We start from the raw sequence: 15,342 nt of genomic DNA on the forward strand, positions 1-15,342 counted from the left end.
AAGGTCGAACCGGACGTCCCTCGACAGGGGCAAGGCGAAAACGATGCAAGCGGCGACCTGGAAGCGGATTGCCGTAGCAACCCTGCTCGCGGCCCTGGCGGCGACGACCCAGGCGGCTTCGCCGAACGTCGTCGTGATCCTGGTGGACGACCTGGGCTACGCCGATCTCGGCTGTCAGGGTTCGAAGTCCGTCGTCACTCCCCACATCGATACCCTGGCCGCGGACGGCGTTCGATTCACGGCCGGATACGTTACTGCGCCTCAGTGCAGCCCTTCGCGAGCCGGTCTCATGACCGGCGCTTACCAGCAGCGGTTCGGGCACGAGGCCAACCCGGAGGTGTCGTTGCTCCGGACCTTCGGCCTCGCCGAAGGACGGTCGACGCTCGCCGATCGATTGAAAGCGGCGGGCTACCGGACGATCGGCGTCGGGAAGTGGGACCTCGGGGCGATCCCCTCCGCACAGCCCTGGGCGCGGGGGTTCGACGAGTATCTGGGCTTTTACACCGGCTCACGCAGCTATCGACCGATCAAGGACGAAACGCCTTCGTCGTACAGCCGCCTCCGCAGCGGCCCGGATCGGCTCGTCGGAGAATCGGGCTGGATGACCGACGTTCTGTCCGACGCGGCCGTCGACGCGATCAACCGACATGCGGACGCCCCCTTCTTCCTCTACCTGGCTTACAACGCCCCGCACTGGCCGATGGAAGCGCCCCTGGAGCGTCAGCAGCGGTTCCGCGACGTGCCCGACCTCCATCGTCGCATGTTCCTGGCGATGATGTCGCAGCTCGACGACGGCGTCGGCCGCGTGCTGAACGTGTTGCGGACGAAGGGGCTGGACGAACGGACGCTGGTCTTCTTCCTCAGCGACAACGGCGGCCCCACCGGGCCTCCCCGGCCAGCTCCCGACGCCCGATTCGTGTTAGGAATAAACACGTCGTTGAACACGCCGTTCCGTGGTCAGAAGGGCGCGTTGTTCGAAGGAGGCGTGCGCATTCCGTTCCTGGTCCGCTGGACGGGGACGATCCCGGGCGGACGAACCTACGACCGGCCCGTTAGCTCGCTCGACATCCTCCCGACGGCCCTCGCCGCGGCCGGCGCTGCGTTTCCCGACGACGGATCGCTCGACGGCGTGAACCTGCTCCCCTACCTGGCCGGCGCGCAAACCGGCGACCCGCATGAGATTCTCTTCTGGCGATGGATGGGCCAGCTTGCGGTCCGTCGAGGCGACTGGAAGCTCATCCGGCGCACGCCCGAGGGGCCTTTCGAACTGTTCAACCCGGCCGCCGACCCGGGCGAGACCCGCAACCTGGCCGTCGCCCATCCCGAAGTCGTCCGGGACCTTCGCGAGCGGCTGCGAACCTGGAACGCCGGCCTCGCCGAGCCTCTCTGGCGAACGCCCGCCCAGGACGCGAACCTTCGCCGGGCCTACGACCCCCAGAATTGGCCGGCGCCCTAAGCCAAGAGACGAAGAGGGCCGTGATGCAGGCATACGACGAATCCCGCGCCCTGCGATTCTATCTGTTCGACCATTGCCCCGAGCTGCTGACGCCCGAGGAGAGGCTCATCGTTCGGGACGCGAGGCTCGGCCGGTCCATCCTCGCGTACAAAGAGGGCGGAGAACCAAGGTTGGCCGTCATGCTGGGGCGGAAGCTCCATGATCCCGAGTTCGCGAGCCTCGACGAACAGGCTCTCGACGCCCGAGAGATGTCGCTTGCTCGTGCGGTCCTCGCCCGTGTGGGCGACGAGGTCGTTCAACGATGCGGGCGATGCGGTCGAATCCTGAATACGCCGCGGGCCCAGCAGTGCTTTCTCTGCGGTCACGACTGGCACAAAAAAGCAGGAGGGCCGGCGCCGGCCTCGGGCTGAGGCGCGTCGTCGGCCCTCCCCTCCGGCCTCGGCGATTCACCAGCCCAGGCCTTCGGCGTCGCGGAGGAGCTGGTCGAGGCGCCGGTCGATGATCTGGTCCCGCGCTTCCTGGCGACGACGGGCGAGGTCCTTGAGCTTCTGGACCTTGGCTTCCAACTGATTCAGCTCCTCGTCGTAGCGATTTTGGCGGGCGTCAAACTCCTGGCCAAGTTGCTTTAAGACTGCCTGGCGAAGCATCTCCGACTCGTACGCCTGCTCCGGCGTCTTCTTCGGAAACTTTTGGAATTCGACGAGTTGCCGGCTCAGTTCCTGGATGACCGGGGTGCCTTTGAGGGGATCGAAGAAGCTGTCCCTGGGTTGGTTGATCTGGGGAAGCGTCTCGGGAACCGGCGGCGGCCAGGGGCCCTGGTACGTCACGCCGTCCGGGAGTTGCACGACTCGGCCGTTTGTTCCAGGGTCATTGGCGACCGGTCTGAACTGAATCGAACCAGCCTCGGATCGGTGCTCGAAGACCCCCTGGCCGACGTAGCGGAGCCCTTCCGGAAGCGTCAGGAGCTGCGTCGGGCCGCTGGCGACGTCCGGCGTGGACGGCGAAGGCGTCACGAGTTTCGCAGCCGAGCGCGGGCGGGTGGGACTGGGGAGTTCAGCGTCCATCTCGAAGGCGCTTTGCCTTGACCTGGGGGGAGCGGGTTGTCGCATCCTCGGCTGCGGGGGCGCAGTCGGGAAGGGCACAACCTCTTCAGAGCTGGCCGGATCCATCGCCGGCTGCGGGAGTTCGCTGGGAGGGCGGACAGGCGGGGCGTCGGGGGCCGCGGCCGGTTTGGGCGTCGGCAGAGCATCAGAGGGCGGTGCGATGTTGGGCGCAACCGGTGGCGCGGGCGGTTCCGTGGCCAGCGGCGGCGGGGGGATGTTGGGGAGCGGCGCGTCCTTGGGCGGCTCCTGGAGTGAGGTTCGGAGAATCCGAGCCCGTGATGCTAGCTTTGAGTCGAATGGGCTATACACGGCGGCCGGTTTCGGGCGAGAGATCAGCCCATACTCGGCGGCGAGCCGCGGTGCGGCCTGAAGGTTCAGCATGTGAACGGCGTTCAGCGCCAGCAGCGCGAAGGCCGCGGCGGCCAGGCTTCGTGTCATGGCGACGGCTCCAGGGAAGAATATCGGAATTCCCACGAACTTCGATCCGACTGGGTGCCATGCCCACGCTTGTCGTGGGCATGCGATCGACGACGGTCTCGCCGTTGCTCCTCACCGGTCCATGGCCACGACGAGCTTGGCCATGCAACCCGGATTGAAGATAGCAACATAAGAGAATATTGTTGGTCATCGCGGCGCGGCGATCGAGCGTTCGAGCACTTCCGCCTCGCGCTTCAGGTCGTCGATCATCTGCGAGATTGCGTCTCCTTCGGTCGAGGCCTCGCGGTCGTTCGCGATCCGGTCGGCCTCGGCGTCGGCCTCTCGGAGGCGGTCGGGGAGGGCGGCGATCTCGGACCAGACGGGGGGCGGCGACGAGGTTGAATCGGCGGCCGCTTCCTCGGGGATCGTTCGGTGGATCGACATCACCGGCGTCGGCACCGGTCGTGACCGCATCCAGAACAGGCCGGCTGCGATCGTCGCCAGGACGGCCAGGGCGATCAACTCGCGACGAAGTCTCTTGATTCGGTTGGTTCGTGGGCTCGCCAGACCGGTGGGCAGGGGGGCGGTCAGCGGCTGCTGGACGTGGGCCAGGCAGCGTTCGAGGACGTCGGCGACCTCGGCGGCGTCAGCGAAGCGGTCGGCCGGGTCCTTGGCGAGCAGGCGGTCGACGATCGTCTCGAACCACGCGGGGACGTCCGGGTTGACCTCGCGGAGCGGGCGGTGGGGGTCGTCGCAGACCCGACGGAGGACGCCCAGCGGGGTCTCGGCGCGGAACGGGGGGCGACCGGCCGCGGCGGCGTAGAGCGTGCTCCCCAGGCTGAAGAGGTCCGCCCGGTGGTCGATCGATCCGCCCGAGGCCTGTTCCGGGGCCATGTAGTGAGGCGTCCCGGCGATCACGCCGCTGCGGGTGACGGCGGCGTCGGCCACGGCGCGGGCCAGGCCGAAGTCGGTCAGGCGGACCCGTTCCACGCCGTCTTCCAGCAGGATGTTGGCCGGCTTCACGTCGCGGTGGACGATCCCCTGCGCGTGGGCCGCGGCCAAACCGGCGGCGGTCTGGCGGCCGATGCGGAGGATCTCCGCCAGCCCCAGCGGACCGAAGCGGTCGATCCGCTCCTGGAGCGAGCGGCCGGGGACGTACTCCATCACCAGGAACGGCGGAGCGAACGACTCGACGACCGAGAAGACCGAGACGACGTGCTCGTGCACCACGGCCGCCGCCGCACGGGCCTCGCGGAGGAACCGCCGCCGCGAAGCCCCGCACGTCGCCAGCGGGGCGGAGAGGACCTTGATCGCCACGTTCCGCCCCAGGGCCGGATCGTGGGCCTTGAGCACCACGCCCATCCCTCCCCGGCCGAGCACGCCCCGCACCTCGTAAGTCCCCAGCCGGCCCAGGGAATCGGGCCAGTCGGAAGGGGCGAGGAAGTCGAGCGACTCCGGGACGACGGCGGCTTCCTCCTCGTCCTCGTCGCGCTCGGCCTCGTGACGGACGCCGGCCAGGCAGGCGTCGGTGCGGACGAGGCGGTCCAGCTCGTCTCGGCATCGGGCGCAGGAGTCGAGGTGCCGCTCCAGGACGGCCAGCTCGCCGGCCGGGAGGTCGTCCCAGTCGAGGGCCCAGAGCCGGGCCGGGTCACAGGGCGTCGGAGTCGTGGGCATGGGATTGGTCCTGAATCTTGCGACGGATCTTGGCGAGGGTCCGGCTGCGGGCGATGTAGACCGCCCCGACCGAGGTCCCCAACTCGGCTGCGACGTCCGCCGGGCTGCGACCTTCGATCGCCGTCTGCTCGAAGGCCCGCCAGGCCGAGGACGTGGATTCGCGGCGGACCTCCTCGCAGGCCCACTGGAAGAGCCTCCGGCGGTGCTCGCGCTCGAAGAGGGCGGTGGCGGACGGATCCTCGGTCGGCGAGGCTTCCAGGAGCGCGATGATGCTGGTGCGCCCGCTCCCCCTGGGTTGATGCTTCCCCCGGCTGAGGAAGTTGACCAGCAAGTTCCGGGCGATCGCCGAGAGCCAGCCGCGGAAGCTCCCCCGCGCCGGCTCCCAGCGATGGACGGCCCCGGCGACGGCGCGGAAGACCTCCTGGCAGACGTCGCGGGCGTCGGCGTCCTGCAACCCCTTGCGCCGAGCCAGGCGCAGCACGAGCGGCTCATAGAGCGTCACGAACTCATGCCAGGCGCGCGAATCCTCCGCGTCCCCCAGCCTGACGATCAGCGACCGCCGCGTCTCCGGCGACTCGTCCATGCTCGGCCCTCCCGACCGACTATACACAGGCCGACGCGAAGTCTTTCAGGGATTAATCTCTGGCGGTGTCGAGTCGTAGGGCTATCATGAGGTGCATGCTTGGCGTCAGGCGGTTTCGTAGGAACATCTCCACCCATGCCGACTCCCGCTGGAATCTGGAGGCCCACGGAGATTCGCTACTTCATCGAGTCCTGGGATACAGGGACCGAGGTGGCGCTGGTCGCGACGGACGCGGGGAACGGCTATATCAAGGCCCTGGGGAATCGCGGGGGAGAACACTGCCTGGCGTGCGAATGGGTGGGCACCAATCTGGCCCGCTGGTTCGGATTGCCGACGTTTGACTTCACGCTGATCGAGGTGACGGACGTCGACGAAATCCCATTCAAATCCGGCGCGGCGGCGCAGCCGGGGCCGGCGTTCATCACAAGGGCCGAGTCCGGCGAGCCGTGGAGCGGCAAGGCGGTTCAACTCGGTAAGGTCGTCAACCCTCGTGACGTCTCGCGGTTGATCGTCTTCGATACGTGGGTCCTGAACTGCGACCGATACGCGCCGAACAAACGACGGAAGCCGAATTACAACAACGTCTTCCTGAGCGCCGAGGCCCCGGAAGGGCGTTTGGTGCTCAAGGCCATGGATCACACGCACGTTTTCACCTGTGGCCGTGACATCACTCCCAGGGTCGCAGACATCGATCACGTGAAAGACGAAGACTGCTACGGTTGCTTCCCTGAGTTTCGCAAGCTGATTCAACTGGAAGCGTTTCGTGAAGCACTCGACGACCTGGCGTCACTCGATCGGTTGGTCGTCGAGGAGGTTGTGCGATCCATCCCCGCAGAATGGGGAGTCTCAGAAAAGGCCCGGCAGGCGCTGGTCAAACTGATCGAGGAAAGGGCCCGCTACTTGAGCAGCAACCGGACCGGTATAATGGGCATGCACCTCTTGCAGCAGGGGTTGGACCTTCCCGAGTCTGGAGAGGGATCATGAGCCCGTCGCGCGGGTACTACAGCCTCATACAGTACTGCCCCGACCTAGGCCGTCTTGAGGCGGTGAACGTCGGCGTACTCCTGTTTTGTCCCGATCGCGAGTTCCTGAAGGCTCGGATGTCTCGCGACAATTCCCGAGTACGTCAATTCTTTGGGGCGACCGCCTATGATGCGGACCGGTTGAACTCCTTCAAACGAGGCGTCGTGGATCGATTGGAGGTCGAAAGAGGCGACATCCGGAGCCTTGCCGATCTCGAAGGATTCATCGCGCGCCGCGCCAACGCCATCCAGATCACGCCGCCTCGGCCGATTAAGGTGACCGATCCCGAGGAGGACCTGGCAGCCCTGTATCGCGAGCTTGTGGACGGGAGGGCGGCGGGGGAGCGGGTCCGCAACATGAAAACCTATCTCGCTGATAAGTTTCGCGGCGCTGGTTTGGAGGACAAGATCGAGAGGGACGTCGTCGTTCAGGTGCCGATCTTCTCGTGCAAGCTGAAGATCCCCTACGGGTACCAGAACGGTCGCTTCAATTTGATTCGTCCGGCTCGATTCCAGTCCGACGATCCCAAGGGCGCAACGACGTCCGCCAGCCGATACGCCGTGGAAGGTCGCTCGATTTATGAGACCCCGGACCCGCGACGTGGCGAGCTCAGCCTAGTCATCGTCGGCGATTTCGGAACGCGGAAGGCTGAGAACCTACCCATCGTCCGGCGAATCCTCGAGTCGCATCACGTCGAGCTTTACGAACTGGAGCGAGTCGACGCGCTGGTCGAAACGATCCGTCGGACGGCGAAGGAATTGCCCGCGGCTTCCTAATAGTCGAATCTTCCGCCTCGCTCAATCTCACGGTTTCGCGGCGGCGAGCTGGTCGATGTAGCGGCCGAGGGCGTTGAGGGTGAAGTAGGAATAACCCTCGACGCCCGCCTCGGCGGCGACGCGGCGGTAATCGAGGATGTCGCGGGCGCTGCGAACTGCGCCTCGGGTGGTCTTCACGCCCAGGGCGAAGGAGATTTCCCCCGGTTTTTTGAGGCTCCGATTGATCTTCAGGGCCTCGGTGAGCCGGTCTCGGAAGACGGTCAGGTAGCGGTCGCCGTACTCTTCGCGATAGCAGTATCCCGCGATGATCACTCGATCGATGATTCCCTCGTCGACCCAGGTCGGCCAGGTCTGGGCGAGCATGGGATTCAGGACGACGTTGGGACCCCAGGAGAAAACCCCCAGCCGGATGCCCGGCCGCGCGGCGCGGGCTTTCGTCGACAGCTCGCGGGTCAGGCCGGTGAGCGAGTCCTCACGGAAGCGCAAGGCCCGCGCGGATCGCTCGGCGACGGGGGCCGCTTCAAGGATCTTCGCAAGTTCCGCCTGGCCGGCCGGGTCGAGATCGATGGCTTGAAACGGGTACCGGAGATGCTCGAACCAGAGGGCGTCGGGCTGGAGGTCGCGGACGAGTTCCTCGATGAGCGAGCCGAGCCAGGCCCTTGCCTCGGGGTTCGCCGGGCTGAGGACGCCCAGGGGGGCCCCGCCGTCCGGCCTGCGCAGGGCCCAATCGCCGTGGGTGACGAGGATGCCAGTCGGGTCATCCTCGCCGGAGGCGAGCGCCCAGACGACCGGCTCGAACGACATCCCCCGGCGACGGGCCTCGTCCCTCAAGACGGCCAGCGGGTTCCAGCCGGCGACGATCGTCCCCGTGGCGATCTTGCTGGGCCAGAAGACGTCGCCGCGCATCGTGTTCGCGAACGGCATCACCGTATTGACGCCGATCTTGCGGGCGCTGTTCAACGCCTTCTGGATCGCCGCCCGACCCTCGTTCTCGGTCCGGCCCGCCACCAGAGGGCCGAGGAAGATGTAGGCGCCGCGCAGGGGCTTGTTCGGCGCCGCTTCCTCGGCGTGGAGGCAGGAGGATGCGAGAAGGAGGATCGCGAACCACGCCGCGCGTGAAGTCGTCATGGCGTTAGTCCCTCGCGCTCGAAGGCGGTTCAGGGCAACTCACGGATGCGGAGGTTCTTGAACTCCAGGGGCGAGCCCTCGGCCTCCAGGCAGAGGAAGCCCTCGGCGGGCAGGCACTCGGCGCCGCCGGAAACCTCCTCGCCGTTGACCCACAGGCGGATCTCGCCGTTGATCCCGCGGACGTAGTAGTGGTTCCACTCGTTCAGCCCGCGCGATCGATTCTTGGTTGGGAAACTGCGCGAGCCGTTGGGTGAGAGGGGCGGGAAGGGCTTCATCTTGGAGGTCCCCACCGGGAAGACGTCGCCGTTGGTGGTGAACCAGTCGGGCTTCTTGCCGGTGCTCTTCTGATACTGCTCGGCGTAGCCGTGATCGAGGATCTGAACCTCGATCCCCCCCGGCGGCAGGTGGCCCGGCTTCAGTCCGTCGAGAGCCTTTTCCGGGGCCCAGACGAACACCCCCGAATTGCCGCCCGACTTCAGGTGCCGCCATTCGACGACCAGCTCGAAGTTCTTCACCGGCGTCTTGGTCCGGATCACCCCCACGGGCGTCCCCTTGCAGTGGATCTCGGCCTTGTCGTCCAGGAATTTCCAGGTGTCGGGCTCGTCGTTGACGTGCGCGAAGTCGGCTTCCTTCAACGGCCGCCAGCCTGGGCCGAGGCCGACGATCAATTCGCCGGGCGTGCGATCGACCTTTGCGGCCGGCTCCTGGGCGAGGGCCAGTGTGGGCATCGAGAGGAACAGGAAGAGACGGGCGGCTCGCTTCATCGCTGGGCGTCCTGGGGTGTTGGGAAACGGTGGGGGCGAAAGGAGATTATCGGCCGACGACTTCCTCGTAGGCGGCGCGGGCGATCTCGGCGACGACCTTGCGCGCGGCGTGGTCGGCCTCGATCCCTCGGGTCATGACCACCAGCACGAACGGCTTGCGGCCGGGCGGCTCGACGACGGCGGCGTCGTGGTAGACGTTGGTGATCGAGCCCGTCTTGTGAGCGACGACCGTCCCCTTCGGCAGGCCCGCGGGGATGCCGTCGTTGAACTTCTGGGCCCGGAGGACGTCCATCATGGCGGCGTCGGCCGTCTTGGAGACGGCGGTCCCCTCGGCGAGGCGGGTCAGGATGGTCATCAGCCCCCGCGCCGTGCCGACGTTGTTCATGCCGGCGGCGAACGCCTTGTCGTCCTCGACTCCCCGCAGCACCTTCAGATCGCCGGCGTCGAGCTTCTTCATGAAGTTGGTGACGTTCACCGCCCCGAGCTTCTCGATGAGAATGTTGGTGGCCAGGTTGCTGCTCTCGGTGATCATCAGTAAGACGAGTTCCCGCACCGCCGCCTTGCCGCCGATCCGCTTGTAGAGCGTCGTCTCGGAGTCGTCGGCGGCGTCGAGCGTGTAGGGGCTGCCGTCAACGAGGCTGGCGAACTGATTCTTGATCTCGAGTTGGTCGTCGAGCTTGATGAGTCCCGCCTCGGCCTGCCGGTAGGCTTCCAGCATAACGGGCACCTTCATGGTGCTGGCGGGGTGGATCGGTTCATCGGCTCGGATCAGGTGCGCTCGGCCCGTTTCCAGGTCGTGGAGGGCGATCTCGACGACGGCCCCGGAACCATACGGGGCGATGACGGTGTGGACCTTGTCGTCGAACGTCGCCTTCTGGGACTCAAAGGCGCACGCGGCGAGCAAATAGACGTAGACGGCGAGCCAGGGTTTCGCCATGAATCGGGCCCTCGACGGATGCTGATGCGATCGCAATCCGGATAGTTGATGCAAGGGCCGTGAGTATAGCGGCCCGTCGCGGCCCGATCCACGGTGAGTCGAACCTTCTTACGCCTCGGCGGCCATCTCGACGCGAGACGCTTCGAAATCGGGAAGGACCACCATGCCGCCGACGAGCATGTCCCAGTACTGGGCCGTGCGGACGTCGACGCGGATCAGGACGAGGTCGGGATCGTCCAAGCCCTGGGCGAACCACATCCGGCTCGCGGGGCTCCACAGTTCCTGCATTTTCTCCGGGTCGCGGACGATCGAAGCCCGGCCGGAAAGCGAGATGTAGCGGTGATCCTCCGGCGAGGCGTACGCCAGATTCACCTCGGCGTCGGCCTGGATCTCGTCGACCTTCCCCGACGAGAAGCGGGAGAAGAACCAGACGACTCCGTCGAAGTCGACTTCCTGGGTCGCCATCGGCCGGCTGTGCAGGGCTCCGTCGGGGGAGACGGTGGTCAGCATCGCGACCTTGATCCCCCGGATCATCATCGCGACCTTGCGAATGGCGTCATCGGGATTCATCATATCGGGCATCACGTCCTCCTGATCGCTTTTCATCCTTCGTGACGAGGGTGAAGCAGACGTTCGGACTAACAACGCAACCGGTGTTCCAAATCCCGGATCGTCCGCGAACGGCCGGGAATTTGCTTCTCTGGAATCCTGAAAAACTCGCGACGCCCCAGGGCTTGTGGCCCCGGGGCGCACAGCGATTCCAGGAGAAGCTCAAACCCATGGCGCAGCACACCATGAGCCGTGACAACGATAAGGACCAGATCCGCCGCCAAGAGCAGGAGCAGGAAGAGGCTCCGATCGCGGAGTCGTGCGCGATGCACCAAGGGGTCGACGCCCTGCGACAGGCGATCGGCGGCCTGGAGCACCAGAACGTCAACGTCGGCGACGTGGAGCGCGTCGTCTCGGTGATGAGCGGCGGGGTTCTCGCCCTCTTCGGCGCCGTCCGCGGCGGCCTGGCCGGTTTGGGGCTGGCCGTGCTGGGCGGCGGATTGATCTACCGCGGCGTGACCGGCCACTGCGAGGCGTACCATTCACTCGGCATCGACACGTCGGACAGGGCCGAACTCCCCCGCGCCTCCGACCACGGCCACGCCCACGCCTGACCCGCCTCCCGACGCGTGACGGCTCCCTGCCGCCGCGCGTCGACCTTTTCGTCGCCGAGCATGGCCGAACGCGGCTTGTGCCGAGCTTTCGGCACGCCTAGGATGTGGAAATTCCCGGGGCGAGATCCGGCCCGGCAGGCGTCCCGCGTGGGACGACGCGGATCGGCGGGCCCTCGGGTTGTCTGACGAACATAAGGATGGAACGTCGCATGTCGAGCTACCGCGGTTTGATCCGTGCCGGTGCCGCCCTGGCCATGGCCCTGGCGTTCGTGATGGGCTCGGTCCTGGCCGAGGAAATCTACGGCGTCATCACCAAGGTCGACCCCGCCGCCAAGAAGATCACCGTTTATCAGAAGAAGGCCGACAAGGAGATCGACCTCGAGGTCGGCGACGACGCCTTGCTCATCACGGCTAAGGACGAGTCCGGCTCGAAGGTCGACCTGGAGAAGCTTGAGAAGCAGCTCACCAAGGCCAAGGAAAAGAACGCCGACACCAAGGGGATCTTCGCCAAGATCGAGTACGAAGGAACCAAGGTGAAGAAGATCGACCGCACGCCCAAGAAGAAGGCCGCCGCCAACTGATTTCGATCAGGGCGAACCCCTCCCGCGTCGGCCCATGTCGGCGCGGGACTTCACGTCTTGCGTCGCCGAGCCGGATTCGCTGACGCCGCGACGCGTTTCAACGACCTGGGGAGACCAAGCGACGATGCTGGCCGACCAGATCCTTCGACGTCCGCCGAAGCCCGTCGTCAAGTCTCTCCGACGCGCCTCCTCTCCCTTCGAGGCGCCTGCTGAAGGTGCGATCTTGCGGGTTCGACGTCTCCGGGCGTTGCGGGAAATACTGGAATCCCCGGCTGTGACGGCATACCATTCGATGGGAACGACTCGCATTTCCGCGAAAGTCCCGCAGAGGCCGGCGGATCGGTCGCGGGCCGCAACGCCCAGCCCCGGTGTCATCCGCTGGGTTCCTCGCGGTCTGGAGCCGTCCCCGCGCCGCGCCGGCGGCTGCGTCGTCGAGGAGCCCCCTTCATGACCCCGACCGGCGACTTTTCGGCGTCCGGGACGATCGAGCGTCAGGGACGCGCCCCGGCCCAGCCCGCGGGAGCCTCGAAGATGGCGACGGCTTTGATCGTGGAAGACCACCCGGAGCAGGCCCGCCTGGTTGAGCGAATCCTCGCGCTTCGCGGTTATGACGCCTTCATCGCCGAGGACGGCGAGACGGGGCTGCTCATGGCCCGCCGGCATCAACCCGACGTCGTCCTGCTCGACCTGATGCTACCGGACGTCAACGGCTTCGACGTCTGTCGGCGGCTCCGGAGCGACCGGGCCACGATGCTGACCCCCGTCGTCATGCTCACGGCCCTGGACGACCGCCAGCACCGGATGCACGGCTTCCGCGTCGGCGCCAACGCCTATCTGACCAAGCCTTACGGCGTCGACGAACTGTTCGACGCCATCGCCGCCGCCCGCGCCTGGCGCGAGAGCATGCAGCGTCAGGCCTTGCAGGGAGAGATCCACGTCGAGCTCGACAGCGAGGTCACCCTTCTGAAGGATCTGAACGACTTCCTGATGAACGTCTGCCGGGCCACCCCCCTCTCCAACGACCAGGTGATGCAGATTCGCCAGGCCGTCATGGAGATGGCCCAAAATGCGATCGAATGGGGGAATCAGCATCGGTCCGACCGCCTGGTGGAAATCACCTACCGGGTCCATAGCGACGGCCTGGAGATCGTGATCCGAGACCAGGGCTCGGGCTTCGACCGTGACGCGCTGCCGCACGCCGCCGCCCCGGACGACCCGTTCACGCATCTGGACGTCCGTGATAAGCTGGGCCTCCGCGCCGGGGGCTTCGGGATGCTGATTTGTCAGGGAATGGTCGACGAGATGCGATATAATCGCGCAGGGAACGAGGTGACGCTCCTGAAGCGTTACGCTCAACCCGATCCTCCCCCTTCTGGCGACGAGTGACGACAGGGCCTCCCGCGCGATCGGGTCGACCGCGTCTCATCGCCTGAGATTCGGAGAGCCGCGTTGCCGTTCACCACGACCGAACCATGTCTCGGACCGGCCGCCGCGACCGTCGCCCCTGGGCGTTCGGCCGACGCTCCTCGCGCCGCTCGTCGACGCCCCGTCATCCTGGTGGTCGACGACGAGGCCGAGGTCCTGCACTCGGTCCACGACCTGCTCCGGCGCGACTATCAGGTGGTTCCTCGGGGCTCGGGGGCGGAGGCTCTGGAATACCTGCGCGGGGACCATGAAGTCGCCGCCATCCTGAGCGACCAGCGGATGCCCGGCATGTCGGGCGTCGAGCTTCTCCGCGAGGCCGCGGCGATCCGTCCCGAGACGACCCGGCTGCTGTTCACCGCCTTCGCCGACCTCCGCACGGTCGTCGACGCCATCAACCAGGGCCACGTCTTCCGGTATATCGCCAAACCCTGGGACCCGGACGAACTTCAGGCCCTGATCCGCCAGGCCGTCGAACGCCACGACCTGATCGCCGAGAAGAACCGCCTGCTGGCCGAGCTTCAGGCCGCCAACGCCCGTCTCCGCGAGGCCGATCGCCTCAAGGGCGCGTTTCTGGAAGTCGCCAGCCACGAGTTGAACACGCCGGTGACGGTCGTGAAGGGGCTCGCCGATCTCTGGAAGATGTCCCAGGCGCCGACCGCGACCCCCGCCGAGGTCGAATGGGTCGACCGCATCCACGCCGCCGCCGGCCGCTTGGCCAAGACGGTCGAGCGGATGCTCAAGCTGATCGACAACAAGAACTTCACCCAGTCCCTGAACCTCGCAGACGTCGACCTGGACCCTCTGATTCGGGGAGCCGTCGAGATCATGGCCCCCTATCTGGAGAAGCGTCGACAGACCGTGGAGATCGACGTCCAGCCTGGCCTGGCCCCGGTCCCCTGCGACCCGGACAAGATCCACGACGTGCTGGTCAACCTGCTGGCCAACGCCGTGAAGTTCACCCCCGACGGCCTGAGCATCTCCGTCCAGGCCGGCGACGATCCCGAAGACCCTTCGCGCGTCCGCGTGGCCGTCCGCGATCAGGGCGCCGGCGTCTCGCCCGACGACCAGAAGTTCCTCTTCGAACCCTTCTTCACCGGCTTCGACACCCTCCACCACTCCTCGGGCGACTACCAGTTCGGCAAGCGCGGAATCGGCCTGGGCCTCTGCCTGGTCAAGACCTTCGTCGAACTCCACGGCGGCCGCGTCGTCGCCGAGCGTCCTGACGACGGCCGGGGAGGTTCCGTGTTCTCCTTCACGCTGCCTCGACATGCTTCACTCCCCAATCCGATCGAGTCCCCATCGATATGACCAGGCTGACCTGCGGCGCGGTGCAGTTCCATCACAAACCCGGGGACAAGTCATACAACCTCGCCGTCGTTGAGCGGTTCGTCGAGGAGGCCCGCGGGCTTGGCGTGAAAGTCCTGGCCTGCCCGGAGATGTGCCTCACCGGCTACTGGCACGCGACCAAGCTCGACCGTGAGGGGCTGGAAGCTCTGGCTGAGCCCGTCCCCGACGGGCCCTCCACCCGTCGCCTGTGTGAACTTGCCGCATCGGCCGAGATGGCCGTCGGCGCGGGGCTGATCGAACGGGGCGAGGACGGCCGGCTCTTCAATACCTACGTCGTCTGCCTCCCGGACGGGGCCGTCCACCGTCATCGCAAGATCCACGCCTTCGAGAGCGAGCACATCGCGGCTGGCGACCGCTACACGGTTTTCGACACCCCCTGGGGCGTCCGGCTGGGCGTCCTGATCTGCTACGACAACAACATCATCGAGAACGTCCGCGCCACGGCGCTGATGGGTGCCGACGTCCTCATCGCCCCCCATCAGACGGGGGGCTGCGACTCGCGGAGCCCGCACGCCATGGGCCTGATCGACCCCGCCCTGTGGGATCGTCGCGAGTCCGACCCGGCGGCGATCGAGGCCGAGTTCCGCGGGCCCAAGGGGCGGGAATGGCTCCTCCGCTGGCTCCCCGCGCGGGCTCATGACAACGGGATGTTCCTGATCTTCAGCAACGGCGTGGGAGAGGACGCCGGCGAGGTCCGCACCGGAAACGCCATGATCCTGGACCCCTACGGCCGGATCCTCGCCGAGACCTGGAAGGCCCAGGACCGCCTCGTCGTCGCCGACCTGGACCTGGACCTCCTCCCCCTCGCCACAGGCCGGCGCTGGATCCGAGGCCGACGACCCGAACTCTACGGCCCGTTGACCGAACCGCTCGGCCACGAACTCGACCCGCGCTCCGCGCGGTTCTCGCGTACGCCGGTGTCGCGGAGTGGGGCCGAAAGTAGGCCGACCTCGCATGGGAGATGA

General features: G+C 66.7%; 16 protein-coding genes. 9 read left to right on the top strand and 7 right to left on the bottom strand.

Features of this window, described 5'->3' with window-relative positions:
- The first annotated feature begins 43 nt into the window (after positions 1-43).
- Positions 44-1,456 (top strand): sulfatase-like hydrolase/transferase, encoded by a 1,413-nt coding sequence (locus tag G5C50_RS21385; protein ID WP_165072754.1) that lies wholly within the window; start codon positions 44-46, stop codon positions 1,454-1,456.
- A gap of 23 nt (positions 1,457-1,479) precedes the next feature.
- On the top strand, positions 1,480-1,866 hold the full coding sequence (locus G5C50_RS21390) for a hypothetical protein (RefSeq protein WP_165072756.1): 387 nt from the start codon (positions 1,480-1,482) through the stop codon (positions 1,864-1,866).
- A gap of 36 nt (positions 1,867-1,902) precedes the next feature.
- Here the strand turns inward: G5C50_RS21390 and G5C50_RS21395 are convergent, their stop codons facing one another.
- The 3 genes from G5C50_RS21395 to G5C50_RS21405 form a co-directional block, all read right to left on the bottom strand.
- Positions 1,903-2,997 (bottom strand): hypothetical protein, encoded by a 1,095-nt coding sequence (locus G5C50_RS21395; RefSeq protein ID WP_165072758.1) that lies wholly within the window; start codon positions 2,995-2,997, stop codon positions 1,903-1,905.
- 186 nt (positions 2,998-3,183) lie between these two features.
- The gene (locus G5C50_RS21400) at positions 3,184-4,650 is read right to left on the bottom strand and encodes a serine/threonine-protein kinase (RefSeq protein ID WP_165072760.1); all 1,467 of its coding nucleotides are present in this window, start codon (positions 4,648-4,650) and stop codon (positions 3,184-3,186) included.
- The gene (locus G5C50_RS21405; RefSeq protein WP_165072762.1) at positions 4,625-5,233 is read right to left on the bottom strand and encodes an RNA polymerase sigma factor; all 609 of its coding nucleotides are present in this window, start codon (positions 5,231-5,233) and stop codon (positions 4,625-4,627) included. Before G5C50_RS21405 ends, G5C50_RS21400 begins: the two co-directional genes overlap by 26 nt.
- A gap of 135 nt (positions 5,234-5,368) precedes the next feature.
- Here G5C50_RS21405 and G5C50_RS21410 point away from each other — a divergent pair, with 135 nt between their 5' ends.
- Together G5C50_RS21410 and G5C50_RS21415 are read left to right on the top strand one after the other, a co-directional pair.
- Entirely contained in the window at positions 5,369-6,217 is an 849-nt protein-coding gene (locus G5C50_RS21410; protein WP_165072764.1) for a HipA family kinase, read from the top strand.
- Positions 6,214-7,032: a DUF3037 domain-containing protein gene (locus G5C50_RS21415; RefSeq protein ID WP_165072766.1), complete on the top strand. Its 819-nt coding sequence runs from the start codon at positions 6,214-6,216 to the stop codon at positions 7,030-7,032. The genes G5C50_RS21410 and G5C50_RS21415 overlap by 4 nt, the downstream gene beginning before the upstream one ends.
- 27 nt (positions 7,033-7,059) lie before the next feature.
- Here the strand turns inward: G5C50_RS21415 and G5C50_RS21420 are convergent, their stop codons facing one another.
- The 4 genes from G5C50_RS21420 to G5C50_RS21435 form a co-directional block, all read right to left on the bottom strand.
- Positions 7,060-8,160 carry a family 10 glycosylhydrolase gene (locus tag G5C50_RS21420; protein ID WP_165072768.1) on the bottom strand — a complete coding sequence of 367 codons (1,101 nt, stop codon included), beginning with the start codon at positions 8,158-8,160 and terminating at the stop codon, positions 7,060-7,062.
- 29 nt (positions 8,161-8,189) lie between these two features.
- Positions 8,190-8,924: a 3-keto-disaccharide hydrolase gene (locus G5C50_RS21425; RefSeq protein ID WP_165072770.1), complete on the bottom strand. Its 735-nt coding sequence runs from the start codon at positions 8,922-8,924 to the stop codon at positions 8,190-8,192.
- A gap of 46 nt (positions 8,925-8,970) precedes the next feature.
- The gene (locus tag G5C50_RS21430) at positions 8,971-9,861 is read right to left on the bottom strand and encodes a serine hydrolase (protein WP_165072771.1); all 891 of its coding nucleotides are present in this window, start codon (positions 9,859-9,861) and stop codon (positions 8,971-8,973) included.
- 108 nt (positions 9,862-9,969) lie between these two features.
- Entirely contained in the window at positions 9,970-10,443 is a 474-nt protein-coding gene (locus G5C50_RS21435; RefSeq protein ID WP_165072773.1) for a pyridoxamine 5'-phosphate oxidase family protein, read from the bottom strand.
- A 197-nt stretch (positions 10,444-10,640) separates the two neighbouring features.
- On the opposite strand from G5C50_RS21435, the gene G5C50_RS21440 reads away from it, so the two are divergent.
- The 5 genes from G5C50_RS21440 (at position 10,641) to G5C50_RS21460 (ending at position 15,342) form a co-directional block, all read left to right on the top strand.
- Positions 10,641-11,024: a YgaP family membrane protein gene (locus G5C50_RS21440; protein ID WP_165072775.1), complete on the top strand. Its 384-nt coding sequence runs from the start codon at positions 10,641-10,643 to the stop codon at positions 11,022-11,024.
- 209 nt (positions 11,025-11,233) lie between these two features.
- Positions 11,234-11,605, top strand: a complete 372-nt coding sequence (locus tag G5C50_RS21445) for a hypothetical protein (RefSeq protein ID WP_165072777.1) — start codon at positions 11,234-11,236, stop codon at positions 11,603-11,605.
- 447 nt (positions 11,606-12,052) lie between these two features.
- Entirely contained in the window at positions 12,053-12,991 is a 939-nt protein-coding gene (locus G5C50_RS21450; RefSeq protein ID WP_240907306.1) for a response regulator, read from the top strand.
- 63 nt (positions 12,992-13,054) lie between these two features.
- Entirely contained in the window at positions 13,055-14,338 is a 1,284-nt protein-coding gene (locus G5C50_RS21455; RefSeq protein ID WP_165072778.1) for a hybrid sensor histidine kinase/response regulator, read from the top strand.
- Entirely contained in the window at positions 14,335-15,342 is a 1,008-nt protein-coding gene (locus G5C50_RS21460; RefSeq protein WP_165072780.1) for a nitrilase family protein, read from the top strand. Before G5C50_RS21455 ends, G5C50_RS21460 begins: the two co-directional genes overlap by 4 nt.

It is taken from the genome of Paludisphaera rhizosphaerae (genome assembly GCF_011065895.1).
GTDB lineage: Bacteria > Planctomycetota > Planctomycetia > Isosphaerales > Isosphaeraceae > Paludisphaera > Paludisphaera rhizosphaerae.

Bases quoted from the DNA above. Each gene is read 5' to 3' on its own strand.
- G5C50_RS21390 (WP_165072756.1), top strand. From the start codon at position 1,480: ATGCAGGCATACGACGAATCCCGCGCCCTGCGATTCTATCTGTTCGAC.
- G5C50_RS21420 (WP_165072768.1), bottom strand. From the start codon at position 8,160: ATGACGACTTCACGCGCGGCGTGGTTCGCGATCCTCCTTCTCGCATCC.
- G5C50_RS21430 (WP_165072771.1), bottom strand. From the start codon at position 9,861: ATGGCGAAACCCTGGCTCGCCGTCTACGTCTATTTGCTCGCCGCGTGC.
- G5C50_RS21425 (WP_165072770.1), bottom strand. From the start codon at position 8,924: ATGAAGCGAGCCGCCCGTCTCTTCCTGTTCCTCTCGATGCCCACACTG.
- G5C50_RS21460 (WP_165072780.1), top strand. From the start codon at position 14,335: ATGACCAGGCTGACCTGCGGCGCGGTGCAGTTCCATCACAAACCCGGG.
- G5C50_RS21445 (WP_165072777.1), top strand. From the start codon at position 11,234: ATGTCGAGCTACCGCGGTTTGATCCGTGCCGGTGCCGCCCTGGCCATG.
- G5C50_RS21450 (WP_240907306.1), top strand. From the start codon at position 12,053: ATGACCCCGACCGGCGACTTTTCGGCGTCCGGGACGATCGAGCGTCAG.
- G5C50_RS21440 (WP_165072775.1), top strand. From the start codon at position 10,641: ATGGCGCAGCACACCATGAGCCGTGACAACGATAAGGACCAGATCCGC.
- G5C50_RS21405 (WP_165072762.1), bottom strand. From the start codon at position 5,233: ATGGACGAGTCGCCGGAGACGCGGCGGTCGCTGATCGTCAGGCTGGGG.
- G5C50_RS21415 (WP_165072766.1), top strand. From the start codon at position 6,214: ATGAGCCCGTCGCGCGGGTACTACAGCCTCATACAGTACTGCCCCGAC.
- G5C50_RS21395 (WP_165072758.1), bottom strand. From the start codon at position 2,997: ATGACACGAAGCCTGGCCGCCGCGGCCTTCGCGCTGCTGGCGCTGAAC.
- G5C50_RS21410 (WP_165072764.1), top strand. From the start codon at position 5,369: ATGCCGACTCCCGCTGGAATCTGGAGGCCCACGGAGATTCGCTACTTC.
- G5C50_RS21385 (WP_165072754.1), top strand. From the start codon at position 44: ATGCAAGCGGCGACCTGGAAGCGGATTGCCGTAGCAACCCTGCTCGCG.
- G5C50_RS21435 (WP_165072773.1), bottom strand. From the start codon at position 10,443: ATGCCCGATATGATGAATCCCGATGACGCCATTCGCAAGGTCGCGATG.
- G5C50_RS21400 (WP_165072760.1), bottom strand. From the start codon at position 4,650: ATGCCCACGACTCCGACGCCCTGTGACCCGGCCCGGCTCTGGGCCCTC.